The following is a 16,085-nucleotide window of genomic DNA, read 5'->3' on the forward strand; positions in this document are numbered from 1 at the left end:
CCTGACCGCCGATCCGCCGGGCCGCCCGCCGATCCGCCGGCCCTGACCGCCGACCCGCCGGGCCGCCCGCCGAGCGGGTCCAGCCGTCGACCCGCCGGGCCCGTTGGCGGCCGGGTCGCACACTGGGGCCATGCTCGACGACCTGGCCGACCGGGTGTCCCGGCTGGACCGTGCGATCGCGCCGATCGCCAACCGCCCCGTCGACCTGGCCGACCCGGAGTGGGCGGACCGGCTGCGGGCGGCACCGCCCGCAGTCGAGCAGGCCGGTGTGGCCGACGAGGCGGCCGTGGTCCTGGCCGCGCTCCTCACCCTGTACGCCGAAGGGGACGAGTCGACGCGTACGGCGATCCGGGGGCTGTTCCGGAAGCACCGGTCGTTCCAGTGGGGCGTCGGGCTGCCGTTTCCGGCCGACACGGCGGAGCGGTTCCGGCGCCAACTGCTGCTGCTCTCCGCCCGCGACCAGGGCCTCGACACCCGGGATGAGCTGCTGACACTCACCGAGCTGATCCGGGAGGCGAGGGCGGCCGGGGTGCCGCTCGGGCCGGTACTCCGCGAGGTCGCGGAACTCTCCAGCGACGTCGACTGGTACGGCATGGGCTCGATGCGGCAGATCCTGCTCCGCTGCGTACCCGAATGACGCCTGCCTCGGCGGCAGCTTCCTCCGGTCAGTTGCGCGGTGTCGGGGTGCCGGCGGCGCTGCCCAGGTCCGGTGCGCTGGGCGCCTCGGCGATCGCCCCGGAGTCCAGCGGCTCCGCCAGGTGCGCCGTCTCGGCCGCCACCTTCGGTTGGTCGCTGGGTGGATTCTCCGGTGGCTGCCGGACCGCCACCACCGCCGTGCCGTACGCGCACAGCTCCATCCACATCTCGCCGACCTCGCGGTGGTCGAACCGCATCCCGATCACGGCGTTCGCGCCGAGTCGGGTCGCTTCCTCACCCAACTTCTGTACGGCGTCGGTACGCCAGCGGGTGAGGTTCTCGGGCGCCTTGGGGTCATAGGCGCCACCACGGAGGTTCTTCACGCCCTCCCGGTACGGGTTCCGGGTTCGGGCCTGGGAAGATACGACCTCGCCGAGTACTGCGCGGATCTCGTACCCCGGTAGATGATCCGTCGTCACGACCAGCACACCTTGATGCTGGCAGAGCAGGGGCCGCCCGCTTTGCGAGGGCTGTTCACATCGCTCCAGTTTGCGAAACGGCGCGGCTGCCGCGAAAGGGCCCCGGGAGCCCGACACCTGCACCCACGCCGCCAAACGGCGTGGAGTTGACGGAAACGGCGCGGCGCGGACGTCCCAACGCAGCCGGAACGTCCGCGCCATACCCCTGAGGAGGGCGTGGAGTGGTGCCTAGACGCCGGAGACGGAGGTGATCCAGGAACGGTTGTAGGCGACGCTGCCGTAGTTCTGGATGCTCTGCCCGTCGGCGGTGGACGCGACACCCACCTGGGCGCCGTTGTAGACCTGCGGGCCGCCGGAGTCACCGCGCCAGGCGTTGCCGTTGATCCGGGTGCTGCGGATCGCCCGGCCGCCGTACGCGTCGGTGACGTTCGTGCTGGTCACCCGGACCGTGGCGGTCTTCAGGGTGGTGGACGCCGAGCAGCCGCTGTAGCAGGTCATCCCCCACCCGTAGATCGAGTTGGTGGAGTTGACCGGCGGGTACGCGCTGGACAGCGGCATGTAGCTGGTGTTGATCGAGGTGGACAGGTTCATCAGCGCCAGGTCGTAGCGGGCGTAACTGGCGGTCACGCTGCTGGTGGTGCCGCCGGAGGACCGGTTGACGCTGCCGACCCGCACCGACATCGTGCCGCTGACGCAGTGCCGGGCGGTGAGCACCCAGCGGGCCGCGATGATGGTGCCGGAGCAGGTGAACGAGCCGTTGCTGAACACGGCCGCGGCCCACGGGGCCGACGAGACGGTGCCGCCACCGATGATGAACGGGCTGACCGGGGCGGCTGAGGCGACGGACGGCGCGACGAGCGCGCCGGCCAGGGCGGTGGCGAGCATCACCAGGGTTCGGCGAAGACGCACGGGAGGCTCCTTCCGGGGGGTTTACCCGGGGTCACCGGGTCGGTTTGAGCCGCCGTAGGCGGGAGGATGTCCGCCATACGGGTCTGGACACTCAACGTTCGGTGCTAGCAACCGGACGTTTGACGCCACACGCTAAGCCGTTCGTCACCTATTCACAAGGGTGAACCTCTGTGGTCGGTTTCCGACCCTCTCCGTCGGGTGACCGGGTCCACCGGAGGCGCCCGGCGGGCACCCCCGGTCCGTCGGGGCATCGACGCGCCGGCCCGTGCGTCAACTCGCTGGTCGGCCGGGTACGCTGGCTCCGCTCGCCCCTTTCGTGGGCCGGCACCCAACTGCGTACACAGTCAGGAGTGCCCAGTGCCTCGCGTCGTCGTCGACGTCATGCTCAAGCCGGAGATTCTCGATCCCCAGGGCCAGGCCGTCGCGAATGCGCTGCCGAGGCTCGGAGTCACGGACGTGTCCTCCGTGCGCATCGGTCGGCGGATCGAGATCGAGTTCACCGGCCAGCCGGACCTGGACCGGGCTCGGGAGATCGCGGACAAGTTGCTGGCCAACCCGGTGATCGAGGACTTCTCGGTCCGGGTGGCCGAGGCCGGGGACGCCGAGGAGAGCAATCCATGACCGCCCGGATCGGCGTGGTGACGTTCCCGGGATCGCTGGACGACCGTGACGCCGCCCGGGCCGCCCGGATCGCCGGCGCCGAGGTGGTGTCGCTCTGGCACGACGACCCCGACCTGCACGGCGTCGACGCCGTGGTGCTGCCCGGCGGCTTCTCCTACGGCGACTACCTGCGGTGCGGCGCCATCGCCCGGTTCGCCCCGGTGATGGAGACCATCGCCGCCGGAGCCCGGGACGGCCTGCCGGTACTCGGCATCTGCAACGGGTTCCAGATCCTCTGCGAGGCACACCTGCTGCCCGGCGCGCTCACCCGCAACCAGCACCTGCACTTCCGCAACCGCGACCAGGTGCTGCGGATCGAGTCGGCGGGCACCGCCTGGACCAACGCGTTCCAGCCCGGGCAGGAGATCCTGATCCCGGTGAAGAACGGTGAGGGCTGCTACGTCGCCGACGAGCGCACCCTCGACGAGCTGGAGGCGACCGGCCGGGTGGTGGCTCGCTACCTGGGCGGCAACCCGAACGGATCGCTACGGGATATCGCCGGCATCCGCAACGAGGCCGGCAACGTGGTCGGGCTGATGCCGCACCCGGAGCACGCCGTGGAGGCGCTGACCGGCCCATCCCTCGACGGGCTCGGCTTCTTCACGTCGGTCCTCAAGCACCTCGCGGGAGTACCCGCATGATCGAACGGAGTGAGGTCATGGGCCAGGAGCCCGCCCTCGCCGACCACCCCTCGGCATCCGGCCCCGCCGCGCGGCCCGGCCCGGCCGTCGACCCGGTGCGTCAGCCGGCTCCGGCGGAGCAGCCCGTGCCGGGCCAGGCGGTGCCGGTGAGCGTCGCCGCGGAGCTGCCGGTGAACGGCTACCCGGGCGGCGTGGACACCGTCTCGAACGCGGCGGCCACCCCCGGCGACCTCCAGCCCTACGCCGAGCTGGGTCTGCGCGACGACGAGTACGACCAGATCCGGCAGATCCTCGGCCGCCGCCCCACCCAGTCCGAGCTGGCGATGTACTCGATCATGTGGAGCGAGCACTGCTCCTACAAGTCGAGCAAGGTGCACCTGCGGCAGTTCGGCGAGAAGGCCCCGCCGAGCGACCGGCTGCTGGCCGGCATCGGCGAGAACGCCGGGGTGATCCAGATCTCCGACCAGCTCGCGGTGACCTTCAAGGTCGAGTCGCACAACCACCCCAGCTTCGTCGAGCCGCACCAGGGCGCGGCGACGGGTGTCGGCGGGATCGTCCGGGACATCCTGGCGATGGGTGCCCGGCCGGTCGCGGTGATGGACCCGCTGCGGTTCGGTGCCGCCGACCACCCCGACACCGCCCGGGTACTGCCCGGCGTGGTCGCCGGGATCGGCACGTACGGCAACTCGCTCGGGCTGCCCAACATCGGCGGCGAGGTCGTGTTCGACGCCTCCTACCAGGGCAACCCACTGGTCAACGCGCTCTGCCTCGGTGTGCTGCCGGTGCAGCGGTTGCAGAACAAGGCCGCGGCCGGCCCCGGCAACGTCGTGGTGCTGCTCGGCGCCAAGACCGGGCGGGACGGCATCGGCGGGGTCTCCGTACTGGCCAGCGCCACCTTCGACGACGGCAGCGCGCAGCGCCGCCCGTCGGTCCAGGTCGGCGACCCGTTCATGGAGAAGCTGCTGATCGAGGCGTGCCTGGAGCTGTACGACGCCGGACTCGTCGTCGGCATCCAGGACCTCGGCGGCGCCGGACTGACCTGCGCGCTCACCGAGACCACCGCCGCGGCCGGCACCGGCATGCGGGTCTTGTTGGAGCGGGTACCGCTGCGCGAGGCGTCCATGCAGCCGCACGAGATCCTGGCCAGCGAGTCGCAGGAGCGGATGCTGCTGATCGTCGCCCCGGAGAAGCTCGACGCGGTGCTCCGGATCGCCGAGAAGTGGGGTGTACCGGCCAGCGCGATCGGTGAGGTGACCGGCGCCCCGGAGGGCTCCGGTCCGGGGCGGCTGCTGGTCACCTGGCAGGGGCACACCGTGGTCGACGTGCCACCAGGGTCGCTGGTGGACGACGGTCCGGTCTACGCCCGCCCGATGCGGGAGCCGGCCGACCTGATCCTGCTCCAGGCGGACCGGGCCGAGACGCTGCCCCGGCCGGCCACCGCCGAGGCGCTCCGGGAGACCCTGCTCCGGATGATCGCCTCACCGAACCTCTGCGACAAGACCTGGGTCACCGAGCAGTACGACCGGTACGTGCTCGGCAACACCGTGCTGGCGCAGCCGGAGGACGCCGGGGTCATCCGGATCGACGAGCGGTCCGGGCTGGGCGTCGCCATCTCGGTCGACGGCAACGGCCGGTACGCCCGGCTCGACCCGTACCACGGGGCGAAGCTGGCGCTTGCCGAGGCGTACCGGAACGTGGCGGTGACCGGTGCGAAGCCGGTGGCGGTGACCGACTGCCTGAACTTCGGCTCGCCGGAGGACCCGGGCGTGATGTGGCAGTTCGCCGAGGCCGTACGCGGGCTCGCCGACGGCTGCGCCGAGCTGGGCATCCCGGTCACCGGGGGCAACGTCAGCTTCTACAACCAGACGGGTGCGGCGGCGATCCACCCCACCCCGGTCGTCGGGGTGCTGGGCGTGCTGGACGACGTGGCGCAGCGGGTGCCGATGGGCTTCGCCCGGACCACCGGGGCCGACCACGACCTGATCTTCGTGCTCGGCGAGACCCGGCTGGAACTCTCCGGTTCCGAGTGGGCCTGGGTCACCCACGAGCATCTCGGCGGGGTACCGCCGAAGGTCGACCTGGCGGCCGAGCGGGCGCTCGCCGAGCTGATCGCCGAGGCGGCCCGGGTCGGGCACCTGCGCTCCGCCCACGACCTCTCCGACGGCGGCCTCGCCCAGGCGCTGGTCGAGTCGAGCCTCCGGCACGGCGTCGGCGCCAGGATCGCCCTGCCGGATGGCTTCACCGCCGGCTCGATGCCGTTCGTCTTCCTGTTCAGCGAGTCGGCCGGCCGGGCAATGGTGGCGGTGCCGCGTGGGCACGAGAAGGCGTTCACCGCGCTCTGCGTCGAGCGGGGCGTGCCGTGGACCCTGATCGGGGTCACCGACACCGCCGGAAACGAACTGGAGATCCGGGACCAGTTCACGATCGGCCTGCCGGAGCTGCGCACGGCCCACAGCGCGACCCTGCCGAGCCTGTTCGGCGAGGGCGCGGCGACGCTGGCCGAAGCCGTCGCCACCGGGACGAGCACGCCGGACCCGGCGCCGATCGGCGCCGACCGGGGCGCCGCTGAGCCGGTCGTCGACACCGACCCGGCCGATCCGGACGCCGCCGACGGGAGCGAGCCGGTGCAATCCGACGCTGCCGCCTCCGCGCCGGCCGTCGGCCCGGAGGCCGCCGCAGGTCCCGCCGCCGTTGCCGCCCCGGACGACACCGCCGGCCCCAGTCCGGACGACACCGCCGGTGCCGGTGAGGCCACTCCCGCGGCTTCGGCTCCGGTGGACGTCGCCCCGAGCACCGCTGCCGCGGACCAGGAGGCGACGACCCGGACCGACGCCGGAGATCGCCCGACGGATTGATCCGACCGCGCGGCGGTCGGATCTTCCGGTGGCGAGGGAACTGCATCGTGACGGAACCAACAGGACCGGTCGAGTCGGTTTACGCCCAGCCCGGTACCGGCGCCAGGCTGGACTGGGGGCTGGCCGGCGCGTCCGAGTTGAGTCGGGTCTGCGCGGTGCTGGTGGTGGTGGACGTGCTCTCCTTCACCACGTCGGTCGAGGTGGCGGTCGCCCGGGGGACGCGGGTGCACCCGTTCCCCTGGGGCGCCCAGGCCGCCGAGTACGCTACCCGGGTCGGCGCGGTCGCCGCCGTCGGCCGCCGGGCGGTGACGCCGGAGCATCCCTGGTCGCTCTCTCCGGCGGCCCTGTACACCGCTCCGGTCGTACCGGACCTGGTGCTGCCGTCCCCGAACGGCTCGGCGATCAGCGCCGCCGCCAGCGCCACCGGGCTGCCAGTGGTGGCGGCCTGCCTGCGTAACGCCACCGCCGTCGGGCGCTGGCTCCTCGCCCAGGGGTACGGCTCGACCACGGCACCGATCGGTGTCGTCGCGGCGGGGGAACGCTGGCCGGACGACAGTCTCCGGCCGGCTGTCGAGGACCAGCTCGGCGCGGCTGCCGTGCTGGACGCACTCTCCACAGTGTCCGGCGGACTCTCCGTCGAGGCGGCGCTGGCACTGGCCGCGCTGAACAGCCTCCCGGACATATCGGCGGCAGTCCGGGGCAGCGTCTCGGGGCGGGAACTCGCCACCCGGGGATTCGGCCGGGACGTCGAGATCGCGGTCCAGGTCGGCGTCTCCGACGTGGTGCCGGTACTCCGCAACGGTGTCTACTCGCCGGCCTGACCCAGGTCCTCCCCGTCGCCGTCCCGGGTGTCGGACCCGTGCGCTGATGAGAACCGGCAGGGGCCCGGCTCGCCGTCGCGAACCGGGCCCCTGCCGGTCATCTCGTGCCTGCCGTCTCGGTCAGTCGTCCAACCAGTCGAGCGACCGGCGCTCCGAACGGCTCGACTGCTGCGGCGCGGCGGACCGGCTGTGCCCGGCCCGTGGCGCCTCGTCGTAGTAGCCGCCGCCAGCCTGCTGCTGGTCGTAGCCGCCCCGGTCGTCGTAACCGTTCTGCTCGTCGTAGCCACCACGCGGCTGGTCGTAGCCGCCACCGGTGGTCGGCTGGCCGTAGCCGGCCCGGTCGGCGTCGTAACCCTGCTGGTCGTAGCCGGCCCGGTTGTCGTAGCCCGGCTGGCCGTAACCGTCGTCGGCGCGGTCGTATCCGGCACCGGTACGCGGCTCGTCGCCGTAGCCGCCCTGGCCCGCGCCGTAGCCCCCGGCCTCGTAGCCGTCGTCGTCCCGGCCGTACTGCTGGGTGGGCTCGTAGCCACCCTGGCCGGCACCCGAGGACGGACGGTAGGCGTTGGTCTCGTACGGGTCGGCCGCCGGGCCGTACTCGTCGGCACCGCCCCGGCCACCGGTGTAGCGCCCCGTCGGCTCGTCGTACCCGTCGTCGTAGCCGGCGGCACCGTTGGCGGAGTATCCACCGCCGGAGACGGGCGCACCGTAGCCGGCACCCGAGCCGGGAGCGTTGCCGTAGCCGGCCCCGGAGGCGGGAGCGCCGTAGCCGGCACCCGAGCCAGGTGCGTTGCCGTACGCGCCGGCACCCGAGCCGGGGCGGTCACCATAGCCGTTGGCGTTGCCGCCCCAGCCCTGCTGTCCGGCGGCGTAGCCCGGCGTCTGCGGCCCGGGCAGCGGCGCGCCGTACGGGTCCGGGAACTCGTCGTCGACCAGTGGGGCACTGTGCATCATGGTCGGCGCGTCGGCCAGGTTGCCGCCCCGGTTGACCATCGTCGGGTCGGCACCGGCCCGGTTGGTGACCCGGGTGGCGTCGTCGTCGTAGCCGCCCCGGCCGGCCCCCGCGCCCGAGCGTGGCCCTGGCCCGCCCGGCCGGACCGGACCGTCCTCGTCGTCATCGCCGCCGTCTTCCTTGCGGCGCATCAACAGCAGCACGATCGCGCCGACACCGAGCGCGACCAGCAGGCCGCCGGCCAGGATCAGTACCCACGAGCCGAGCCCGCCGGGCTCCTCGTTGGCGGCCTGGTCCGCCGCGCCGGCCTCCTGGCTCTCCTCCGCGCCGGCCTCCTCGGTCGGCTCCTCATCGGCGGCGGCGTCCTCGGTCGGCTCGGCCGAGGTCTCCGGCGTTGCGCTCGGCGTACCGGCCAGGGCGAGTTGGATGCCCTGGTTGTTGATCCGGGCGCCGGCGGCCCCGTTCACGTCCTTGGTGTCGGTGATGCCGTCCTTGGTGGCCCGGATCTGGAGCCGTCCCGGCGCGATCGGCCGTTCCCGCGAACCGGTGAACCGGTAGCTGCCGCTGCTGCTCGTGTTGGTCGTGTGGGTACGACCCTGCCCGTCGGTCAGCCGGACGCTGGCGTCGCGAACCCCGTCTCCGGTGGCCTCGTTGGTGATCCGCCCCGACACCTCGGCAACGGTCTGCACCTCCGGCGGCGCCTCCGGCCCCCGCACCGTGATGTTCCGCTGGGCCGAAGCACTGTCGTCACCGACCTCGGCGCTGATCCGGACATTGCCGGACCGGTTCTGGCCCGCCGCGACGTTTCCGGCGCGGAGCGTGACGCTGTACGACTTCGTACTGTTCGCCCCGATCGTGTCCGTGAAGTCGCAGTTGCCTTGGCACTGCAGCTCGTTGAAGCTGGTAGTCACGGCGATGTCGAAGGAGTCGGCGACCAGGCCACCGTTGTTGTTCCTGACGGTGAAGCTGAGCGTGGTCGTCTGCCCGGCGTTGAGGCTGGCGTTCACTCCCGTGATGGTCACTGTCGGCTCGTCGGCCCATGCTGGTGTGGTGGGTAGAGCGAATACAGCGCTGGCTGCCAGCGCTACGACCACACCGGCCCGGGAGATCCAGGCTCGTCGGTGTGCTGTCACGTCCACCGCCTTCCGGGGCTCCACCGCCGACCCGTCGTCGGCCGGGGATCAACCCATACGACTACACCGTCGGCAACTATGCCTTGTCTGACCGGATGAGCGCGACCCAGGGGCGGCGAAAAATGCCACGAAGCCGGGTCGTATCGTCCCGACGTGTCCTCTCCGCACAATAAGTCCGCAGCGGTCGCAGCCGCACTGGCGGACCTCGACGCCGGCCGTACGCCGGACCGGACGACGCTGCGGGACGCGGTTCGTGCCCTGCTGAGCGACCTGGCCCGGGCCGCACCAGGCCGGGCGGTAGAGGTCCGGGTGCCACCCTATGGGGCGATCCAGTGTTGCGCGGGGCCCCGACACACCCGTGGCACGCCGCCGAACGTGGTGGAGATGCCACCGGAGACCTGGCTCCGGCTGGCGACCGGGCGGATGTCGTGGTCGGCGGCGGTCGCCGAGGGGCTGGTGCAGACGAGTGGTAATCGTGCTGATATCTCCCCATTTCTTCCTGTCTAGTCATAATTATCCATCACCATCCGTCACTTATGGGGACCGTAACGTGGCTCTCTGTATCGGCTGCGGTTCGCGTACACTGTCTGGGTCGACGGAATCCGAAATCACCCGGTGACAGGCGAGTCCGAGCAGATCAGCAAGAGGGAGCGGCAGGTGCCCCGAGGCGACGGCCGGTTGAGCCATGACCTCGACCCCCAACGACCCGGCCCACAGGACGCGTGCGGCGTTTTCGGAGTCTGGGCTCCGGGCGAAGAGGTGGCGAAGCTCACCTACTTCGGTCTCTACGCACTCCAGCACCGTGGCCAGGAGGCCGCCGGCATCGCCGTCAGCGACGGGTCGGGCGTGGTGGTCTACAAGGATCTCGGCCTCGTCGCTCAGGTCTTCGACGAGCCGACGCTGGCGAGCCTGCGCGGCCACCTGGCGATCGGCCACACCCGATACTCCACGACCGGCGGTTCGACCTGGGAAAACGCCCAACCGACGATCCGGGCCAACACGGCGGGCACGACGATCGCGCTGGCACACAACGGCAATCTGGTCAACACCGCAGAGCTTGCCCGGGACGCGGTCGAGCGCGGCATGGACTCCGACGGGTCGACCTCCGACACCGCGCTGGTGACCACGCTGCTGGCCAGTCGCCCCGATCTGTCGGTCGAGGCCGCCGCGCTGGAGGTGCTGCCGACGCTGCGTGGCGCGTTCAGCTTCGTCTTCATGGACGAGACCACCCTCTACGCCGCCCGTGACGCGTACGGGGTCCGTCCACTGGTGCTCGGCCGGCTGGAGCGCGGCTGGGTGGTGGCGAGCGAGACCGCCGCGCTGGACATCGTCGGGGCGAGCGTGGTTCGCGAGGTCGAGCCCGGCGAGCTGATCGCCATCGACGAGCACGGCCTGCGGTCGGCCCGGTTCGCGGCACCGGAGCCAAAGGGCTGCCTCTTCGAATACGTCTACATCGCCCGGCCGGACACCACGATCGCCGGCCGCAACATCCACGCCGCCCGGGTCAGCATCGGCCGGCAGCTCGCCCGGGAGCACCCGGTCGAGGCAGACCTGGTGATCCCGGTCCCGGAGTCCGGCACTCCGGCCGCGATCGGCTACGCGGAGGAGTCCGGCATCACCTACGGCGCCGGCCTGATGAAGAACCCGTACGTCGGGCGCACCTTCATCCAGCCGTCGCAGACGCTCCGTCAGCTCGGCATCCGGCTCAAGCTCAACCCGCTCCGGGAGAACGTCCGGGGCAAGCGGGTGGTCGTGGTGGACGACTCGATCGTGCGGGGCAACACCCAGCGGGCGATCGTCCGGATGCTGCGCGAGGCCGGCGCCCTGGAGGTGCACGTCAGGATCTCCTCGCCGCCGGTCAACTGGCCCTGCTTCTACGGCATCGACTTCGCCACCCGGGCGGAGTTGCTCGCCAACGGGCTGGACAACGAGGGCATCCGGCGGTCGATCGGGGCCGACAGCCTCGGGTACGTCTCCCTGGCCGGTCTCATCGCGTCCACCGAGCAGCCGAAGACCCGGCTCTGCCGGGCCTGCTTCGACGGGGAATACCCGATCGAGCTGCCAGCCGGGAACCTGATCGGCAAGCACGTACTCGAAGGAGTTGACCGCCGGGTCGCCGGCGCCGGGGCGGAGGAGGCGGTCCCGGACGGGGCCGCCCGCGGTCCGGGCGGTCAGCCGTTCGTGAGCAGTTCCAGTGGCGGCGAGGTGTCGTCGCACGCGTAGGCACCACGCCGGGCGGGCTCATGGGCACGACGCCCGGCGACAGGACCGGCCCGACCGGACACATCCGACCGGGCAGCACGAAAGTCGAGCGATCCTCGACCGCTACCGACGCGGCCAGCCGCGAGAACCACAAAGGGGAGAACCGTGACGCACGTGACCGAGCGCAGTGGTGCAGGAAGCGGCCCGGGCGGCACCCATCAGCCCTGGACGGCGGGGATGGGCCGGTCCGGCCGCAAGCGCACCGTGTCGTACGCGGACGCCGGCGTCTCGATCCACGCGGGTGAGCGGGCGGTCGAACTGCTCCGGCCGAAGGTACAGGGCACCCGGCGCCCCGAGGTGATGGGCGACATCGGCGGCTTCGCCGGTCTGTTCCGGTTGGACACCCAGAAGTACCGCAACCCGATCCTCGCCTCGTCGACCGACGGCGTCGGCACCAAGCTGGTCATCGCGCAGCAGATGGACATCCACGACACGGTCGGCATCGACCTGGTGGCGATGGTGGTGGACGACCTGGTCGCCTGCGGTGCCGAGCCACTCTTCCTGCTCGACTACATCGCCTGCGGCGAGGTCGTCCCGGACAAGGTCGCCGAGATCGGCGCCGGGATCGCCGACGGCTGCCGGTACGCCGGCTGCGCGCTGCTCGGCGGCGAGACCGCCGAGCACCCCGGGGTGCTCCGTCCGGACGAGTACGACGTCTCGGCCACCGGCGTGGGCGTGGTGGAGGAGAGCGAGATCCTCCGCCCGGAGCGGGTCGAGGTCGGCGACGTCGTGATCGCGATGGGTTCGTCCGGCCTGCACTCCAACGGCTACTCCCTGGTCCGGCACGTGCTGCTCGGCGCCGGCCGGATGCGGCTGGACAGCGTGATCGAGGACTTCGGCCGGCAGCGCACCCTGGGTGAGGAGCTGCTGACCCCGACCAAGATCTACGCGCAGGACTGCCTGAAGCTGATCGCCGAGGCCGAGGTACGCGCCCTGGCGCATGTCACCGGCGGCGGCATCCCCGGCAACCTGGTCCGGGTGCTCCCCGACAACGTCGACGCGGTGGTCAACCGGGCCACCTGGCGGCCGCAGCCGATCTTCGACCTGGTCCAGGCCAAGGGCCGGATCGAGGACCAGGACATGGAGTCCACCTTCAACATGGGTGTGGGCATGTTCGCGATCGTGTCGGCCGAGGACGCCGACCGGGCGCTGGCCTGCCTGACCGGCCGGGGTGTCGAGGCCTGGCAGGCGGGTGAGATCATCGAGGGCACCGGCGAGGTGCACATGATCGGCCAGCACACTCGGGGCTGACCCGGCGCACGATCCGGCGGCCGCCCAGCCGGGGCAACCCTGCCACTCGGGCCGCGACGCCGGGCCGAGCACAACAAAAACGCCAAAACCCGCATCCGCGATATTTGCCCGTGATTCTCGGCATACCTGGTCAGGACTTCACCGGGGTGGCTACCGCCACCTAGCCTGAGGGGCACCTCAGAGGCGGGGGAGGAGGGCCATGGCTGTCCGTGGACAGGAGTTTTCCGGCATGCGGGGGATCGCCGCGGTCCCCAGCTATGTGGTCATGCAGCCGACCACGCTCTGCAACCTCGACTGCGCGTACTGCTATCTCCCGCTGCGGGCGGCGGACCGCCGGATGACGGTACCGGTGGCGGCCGCGGTGGCCGGGCCGGTCAACGACTGGGCCCGGCACGGGCGGTTCTCGGTGGTCTGGCACGGGGGTGAGCCGCTCGCCGCCGGACGGGAACACCTGGCGGCCCTGCTGGCGCCCTTCGACTCCTCGGTCGAGCACCACGTGCAGACCAACGCGACGCTGATCGACGACGCCTGGTGCGAGTTCTTCGCCGCGCACCGGATCCGGGTCAGCGTCAGCATCGACGGACCCCGGGACCGCAACCGGGAACGGGTCGGCCGGGGCGGCCAACCGTCGTACGACCGGATCATGGCGGGCATCGAGGCGCTGCGCCGGCACGGGATCCCGTACTCGGCGCTCTGTGTGGTGAGCCGGCCCGAGCCGGGGCTCGCCACCGAGCTGTACGACTACTTCCTCGACCTCGGCTGTGACGTGCTCGGGATCAACATCGAGGAGACCGAGGGGGTCAACACCCGGCGCAACGCCCATCCGGCCGAGCTGGTCAGCGGCTTCTGGGCGGAACTGGTCGCCGCCTGGCGCCGGGACCCCCGGATCCACCTCCGGGAGATCGAGTGGTCGCTGCGGTACGCGGCGGCCGTCCTCGACGGGGCCGAGGACGACGTGCTGCCCCGCCAGCTCGACCCCATCCCGACCATCGGGTACGACGGCTCGGTGGTGCTGCTCTCCCCGGAGCTGGCCGGCTTCTCCGACCCGGACTACGGCGACTTCACCAGTGGAAACGTCTTGGAGACCCCGCTGGGTGAGATTCTCGGCACAGCGGCACAGACACCGTGGGTGACGGAGTTCCTGACCGGCGTGGAGGCCTGCCGCGCCCGCTGCCCGTACTTCGGATTCTGCGGGGGCGGACACGCCGCCAACCGCTACTTCGAGCACGGGCGTTTCGATGGTACGGAGACCGACCACTGCCGCAACAGCAAGATCCGTCTACTAGAGGGAGTGTTGGACCATGCCCGAGACCACGAGCCAACGGCCGCCTGAGCCCGTCGAGGCCGGACCGCACGATCCGCTGGCCGCCCGGGTCCTGGGTGCTCGGGCCGGGCTCACCACGCTGCTGCGGGAGGCGGCGGAGGCGCGACGGCTCCGGGCCGAGGTGGCGACCGGCGGGGACGGCGCGGCTGCGGTCTGCGCCTGGAACCACTTCGAGAACATCCCGACGTTCTACAACTGGAACAACCGCCCACGCTGAGCCCGAGGACGGCCGGTCCGCCCGAATGTCCGGTCCGTCCGCTGAGAGGCCGGACGTCCGGTGCTGCGGCGTACGACGGGTATGCGAAGGGTGGCGGGGCCTTCCCGGTGTCGGGGAGGACGGGCCACGGCCAGCGGTAAGGACCTGCCGGCGGGGTTGGAGCCAGGCTCCGTCCCCGGCAGGTCCTTACCGGTTGGCGTCCCGATCGGCGGTACGGCCCGCAGGCACTCGGACACGCGTGAGCACGCGGTGTTACCGCGTGCTCAGATGTGACCGGAGGTCAGCGGGTTGACGCCCAGTTGCCCGGGTCGTCGTCCGCGTCGTGATCCTCGTCATCGTCGTCGACATACTCTTTGTAGTCGTCGTCGAAGTCGTGATCCGACTTGCGGCTGCCGCCGAGTTCTCGCTGCAAGGCGGCGAGGTCGGTGTTCGGGGAGTGGTACTTCAACTCCCGGGCGACCTTAGTCTGCTTGGCCTTAGCACGGCCGCGCCCCATGGCTCGACCCCCTCGCACAGAATTCGGGGCAGCCCGAAGGCGGGCCCCGATGACGTCAGGCATCTCTCGTGGCTCTTACGGTACATGGGGATGCCCCGGTTCGGCACCTCGGGTTACCACCGCCCGTGCCCGCGCGTCGCGCGGACATCGACGGGCGGTCCCATTCTACTCAGTAAGGAGCGCCCGCCGGCCTGGCCGTGACTCGTTTGAGGCCTCCAGACCCATCAGTCCAGTACAGCGTACTTTCTGCCTGATTAACCGGCAATCCACCGGACGTCCGTCCGGAGGTGGGGCGCCGAACCGGTACCCGCATCGGCCCCACCCTCCGGGACGGGGACCGGTCAGCGCAGGTGGATGGTGCGCAGCCGGCCGACCTCGGCCATCCGGCGCTCGGCGAGCCGGTCCGCGGCGACCGCCGGTGGCACCCCCTCGGCGTCGGCCAGCCGCAGGATCTCCCGGGTGGTGTCGAAGATCCGGGTGGCCCGCAGCTTGGCCCGCTCGAAGTTGAAGCCGTCGATCTCGTCGGCGACCTGGATCACCCCGCCGGCGTTCACCACGTAGTCGGGGGCGTACAGCACGCCCCGGTCGGCGAGCAGCTTCTCGATGCCCGGGTGCGCGAGCTGGTTGTTGGCCGCGCCGACCACCACCGAGGCGCGCAGCGCCGGCACGGTGTCGTCGTCCAGGGCGCCGCCGAGGGCGCACGGGGCGTACACGTCGATGTCGGAGGTGATCAGGGCCTGGGTGTCGGCGACCACGTCGACCTGCGGATAGGCCTGCCGGACCCAGGAGAGCGCCTTGGAGTTCACGTCGGTCGCCACCACCGAGGCGCCGTCGTCGATCAGGTGACCGGTCAGGTGCTTGCCGACCTTGCCGAGCCCGGACACCCCGACCCGGCGCCCGGCCAGGGTCGGCGAGCCCCAGGTGTGCTCGGCGGCGGCCCGCATCCCCTGGAAGACGCCCCAGGCGGTCAGCACCGACGAGTCACCGGCTCCGCCGTGCTCGACGCTGCGGCCGGTCACGAAGCGGGTCTCCCGGGCCACCAGGTCCATGTCGGCGACGTAGGTGCCGACGTCGCAGGCGGTGTAGTAGCGGCCGTTCAACGACTCCACGAAGCGGCCGTACGCCCGCAGCAGCGGCTCGGTCTTGATCCGCTCCGGGTCGCCCCAGATGACCGCCTTGCCGCCGCCCAGGTCCAGCCCGGCGAGCGCGTTCTTGTACGCCATGCCCCGGGACAGGTCGAGCACGTCGTGCAGCGCCTCGGCCTCGGTGGCGTACGGGTAGAACCGGGTGCCGCCGAGCGCCGGGCCGAGCGTGGTCGAGTAGATGGCGATGATCGCCTTGAGTCCGGTCTGCTTGTCCTGGCAGAACACGACCTGCTCGTGGCCGTCGGATTCTGGACCGTCGGTACTGGCGAATACGTCCATGTCTGGCTCCTGATCGCAGGTGGGCATC

General features: G+C 71.6%; 15 protein-coding genes. 10 read left to right on the forward strand and 5 right to left on the reverse strand.

Annotated features, from left to right (window positions below; all coding sequences use genetic code 11):
- Positions 1–130: 130 nt before the first annotated feature.
- Positions 131–637, forward strand: coding sequence for a hypothetical protein (locus R6Y94_RS28895; protein ID WP_318398998.1), 507 nt, complete (start codon positions 131–133; stop codon positions 635–637).
- A 28-nt stretch (positions 638–665) separates the two neighbouring features.
- Here the strand turns inward: R6Y94_RS28895 and R6Y94_RS28900 are convergent, their stop codons facing one another.
- Together R6Y94_RS28900 and R6Y94_RS28905 are read right to left on the reverse strand one after the other, a co-directional pair.
- Entirely contained in the window at positions 666–1,124 is a 459-nt protein-coding gene (locus R6Y94_RS28900; protein WP_318398999.1) for a YbjQ family protein, read from the reverse strand.
- A 219-nt stretch (positions 1,125–1,343) separates the two neighbouring features.
- A complete protein-coding gene (locus R6Y94_RS28905; protein WP_318399000.1) occupies positions 1,344–2,024 on the reverse strand; it encodes a S1 family peptidase in 681 nt (226 codons plus the stop codon).
- A gap of 357 nt (positions 2,025–2,381) precedes the next feature.
- Here R6Y94_RS28905 and purS point away from each other — a divergent pair, with 357 nt between their 5' ends.
- From purS to R6Y94_RS28925, 4 genes are read left to right on the forward strand one after another with little or no spacing between them, the layout of a single operon-like run.
- Entirely contained in the window at positions 2,382–2,645 is a 264-nt protein-coding gene (purS, locus tag R6Y94_RS28910; RefSeq protein WP_318399001.1) for a phosphoribosylformylglycinamidine synthase subunit PurS, read from the forward strand.
- On the forward strand, positions 2,642–3,325 hold the full coding sequence (purQ, locus tag R6Y94_RS28915) for a phosphoribosylformylglycinamidine synthase subunit PurQ (RefSeq protein ID WP_318399002.1): 684 nt from the start codon (positions 2,642–2,644) through the stop codon (positions 3,323–3,325). The genes purS and purQ overlap by 4 nt, the downstream gene beginning before the upstream one ends.
- Positions 3,322–6,180, forward strand: a complete 2,859-nt coding sequence (gene purL / locus R6Y94_RS28920) for a phosphoribosylformylglycinamidine synthase subunit PurL (RefSeq protein ID WP_412102912.1) — start codon at positions 3,322–3,324, stop codon at positions 6,178–6,180. Before purQ ends, purL begins: the two co-directional genes overlap by 4 nt.
- 47 nt (positions 6,181–6,227) lie before the next feature.
- Positions 6,228–7,001 (forward strand): 2-phosphosulfolactate phosphatase, encoded by a 774-nt coding sequence (locus R6Y94_RS28925; RefSeq protein WP_318399003.1) that lies wholly within the window; start codon positions 6,228–6,230, stop codon positions 6,999–7,001.
- Positions 7,002–7,121: 120 nt separating this feature from the next.
- Here the strand turns inward: R6Y94_RS28925 and R6Y94_RS28930 are convergent, their stop codons facing one another.
- Complete coding sequence (locus R6Y94_RS28930) at positions 7,122–8,972, reverse strand: carboxypeptidase regulatory-like domain-containing protein (RefSeq protein WP_318399004.1); 1,851 nt, start codon at positions 8,970–8,972, stop codon at positions 7,122–7,124.
- A 264-nt stretch (positions 8,973–9,236) separates the two neighbouring features.
- Here R6Y94_RS28930 and R6Y94_RS28935 point away from each other — a divergent pair, with 264 nt between their 5' ends.
- From R6Y94_RS28935 to amcA, 5 genes are all read left to right on the forward strand, one after another.
- Entirely contained in the window at positions 9,237–9,590 is a 354-nt protein-coding gene (locus R6Y94_RS28935) for a sterol carrier family protein (RefSeq protein WP_318399005.1), read from the forward strand.
- 150 nt (positions 9,591–9,740) lie between these two features.
- A complete protein-coding gene (gene purF / locus R6Y94_RS28940; RefSeq protein ID WP_318399091.1) occupies positions 9,741–11,306 on the forward strand; it encodes an amidophosphoribosyltransferase in 1,566 nt (521 codons plus the stop codon).
- Positions 11,307–11,450: 144 nt separating this feature from the next.
- Complete coding sequence (gene purM, locus R6Y94_RS28945) at positions 11,451–12,596, forward strand: phosphoribosylformylglycinamidine cyclo-ligase (RefSeq protein ID WP_318399006.1); 1,146 nt, start codon at positions 11,451–11,453, stop codon at positions 12,594–12,596.
- A gap of 229 nt (positions 12,597–12,825) precedes the next feature.
- Entirely contained in the window at positions 12,826–13,929 is a 1,104-nt protein-coding gene (gene amcB / locus R6Y94_RS28950) for a cyclophane-forming radical SAM peptide maturase AmcB (RefSeq protein ID WP_318399092.1), read from the forward strand.
- Entirely contained in the window at positions 13,898–14,137 is a 240-nt protein-coding gene (gene amcA, locus R6Y94_RS28955; RefSeq protein ID WP_318399007.1) for a multiple cyclophane-containing RiPP AmcA, read from the forward strand. The genes amcB and amcA overlap by 32 nt, the downstream gene beginning before the upstream one ends.
- Positions 14,138–14,417: 280 nt before the next feature.
- On the opposite strand, the gene R6Y94_RS28960 is transcribed toward amcA, so the two are convergent.
- Positions 14,418–14,633: a DUF3073 domain-containing protein gene (locus R6Y94_RS28960; protein WP_203867382.1), complete on the reverse strand. Its 216-nt coding sequence runs from the start codon at positions 14,631–14,633 to the stop codon at positions 14,418–14,420.
- A gap of 341 nt (positions 14,634–14,974) precedes the next feature.
- Positions 14,975–16,057 (reverse strand): Glu/Leu/Phe/Val family dehydrogenase, encoded by a 1,083-nt coding sequence (locus tag R6Y94_RS28965; protein ID WP_318399008.1) that lies wholly within the window; start codon positions 16,055–16,057, stop codon positions 14,975–14,977.
- Positions 16,058–16,085 lie beyond the last annotated feature (28 nt).

The sequence above is a fragment of the Plantactinospora sp. KLBMP9567 genome (assembly GCF_033446045.1).
Lineage (GTDB): Bacteria > Actinomycetota > Actinomycetes > Mycobacteriales > Micromonosporaceae > Plantactinospora.

What these genes read in the sequence shown, in the direction of transcription:
- R6Y94_RS28895 (WP_318398998.1), top strand. Translation starts at nt 131, where the DNA reads ATGCTCGACGACCTGGCCGACCGGGTGTCCCGGCTGGACCGTGCGATC.
- purL (WP_412102912.1), top strand. Translation starts at nt 3,322, where the DNA reads ATGATCGAACGGAGTGAGGTCATGGGCCAGGAGCCCGCCCTCGCCGAC.
- purQ (WP_318399002.1), top strand. Translation starts at nt 2,642, where the DNA reads ATGACCGCCCGGATCGGCGTGGTGACGTTCCCGGGATCGCTGGACGAC.
- amcB (WP_318399092.1), top strand. Translation starts at nt 12,826, where the DNA reads ATGCGGGGGATCGCCGCGGTCCCCAGCTATGTGGTCATGCAGCCGACC.
- R6Y94_RS28960 (WP_203867382.1), bottom strand. Translation starts at nt 14,633, where the DNA reads ATGGGGCGCGGCCGTGCTAAGGCCAAGCAGACTAAGGTCGCCCGGGAG.
- amcA (WP_318399007.1), top strand. Translation starts at nt 13,898, where the DNA reads ATGCCCGAGACCACGAGCCAACGGCCGCCTGAGCCCGTCGAGGCCGGA.
- R6Y94_RS28965 (WP_318399008.1), bottom strand. Translation starts at nt 16,057, where the DNA reads ATGGACGTATTCGCCAGTACCGACGGTCCAGAATCCGACGGCCACGAG.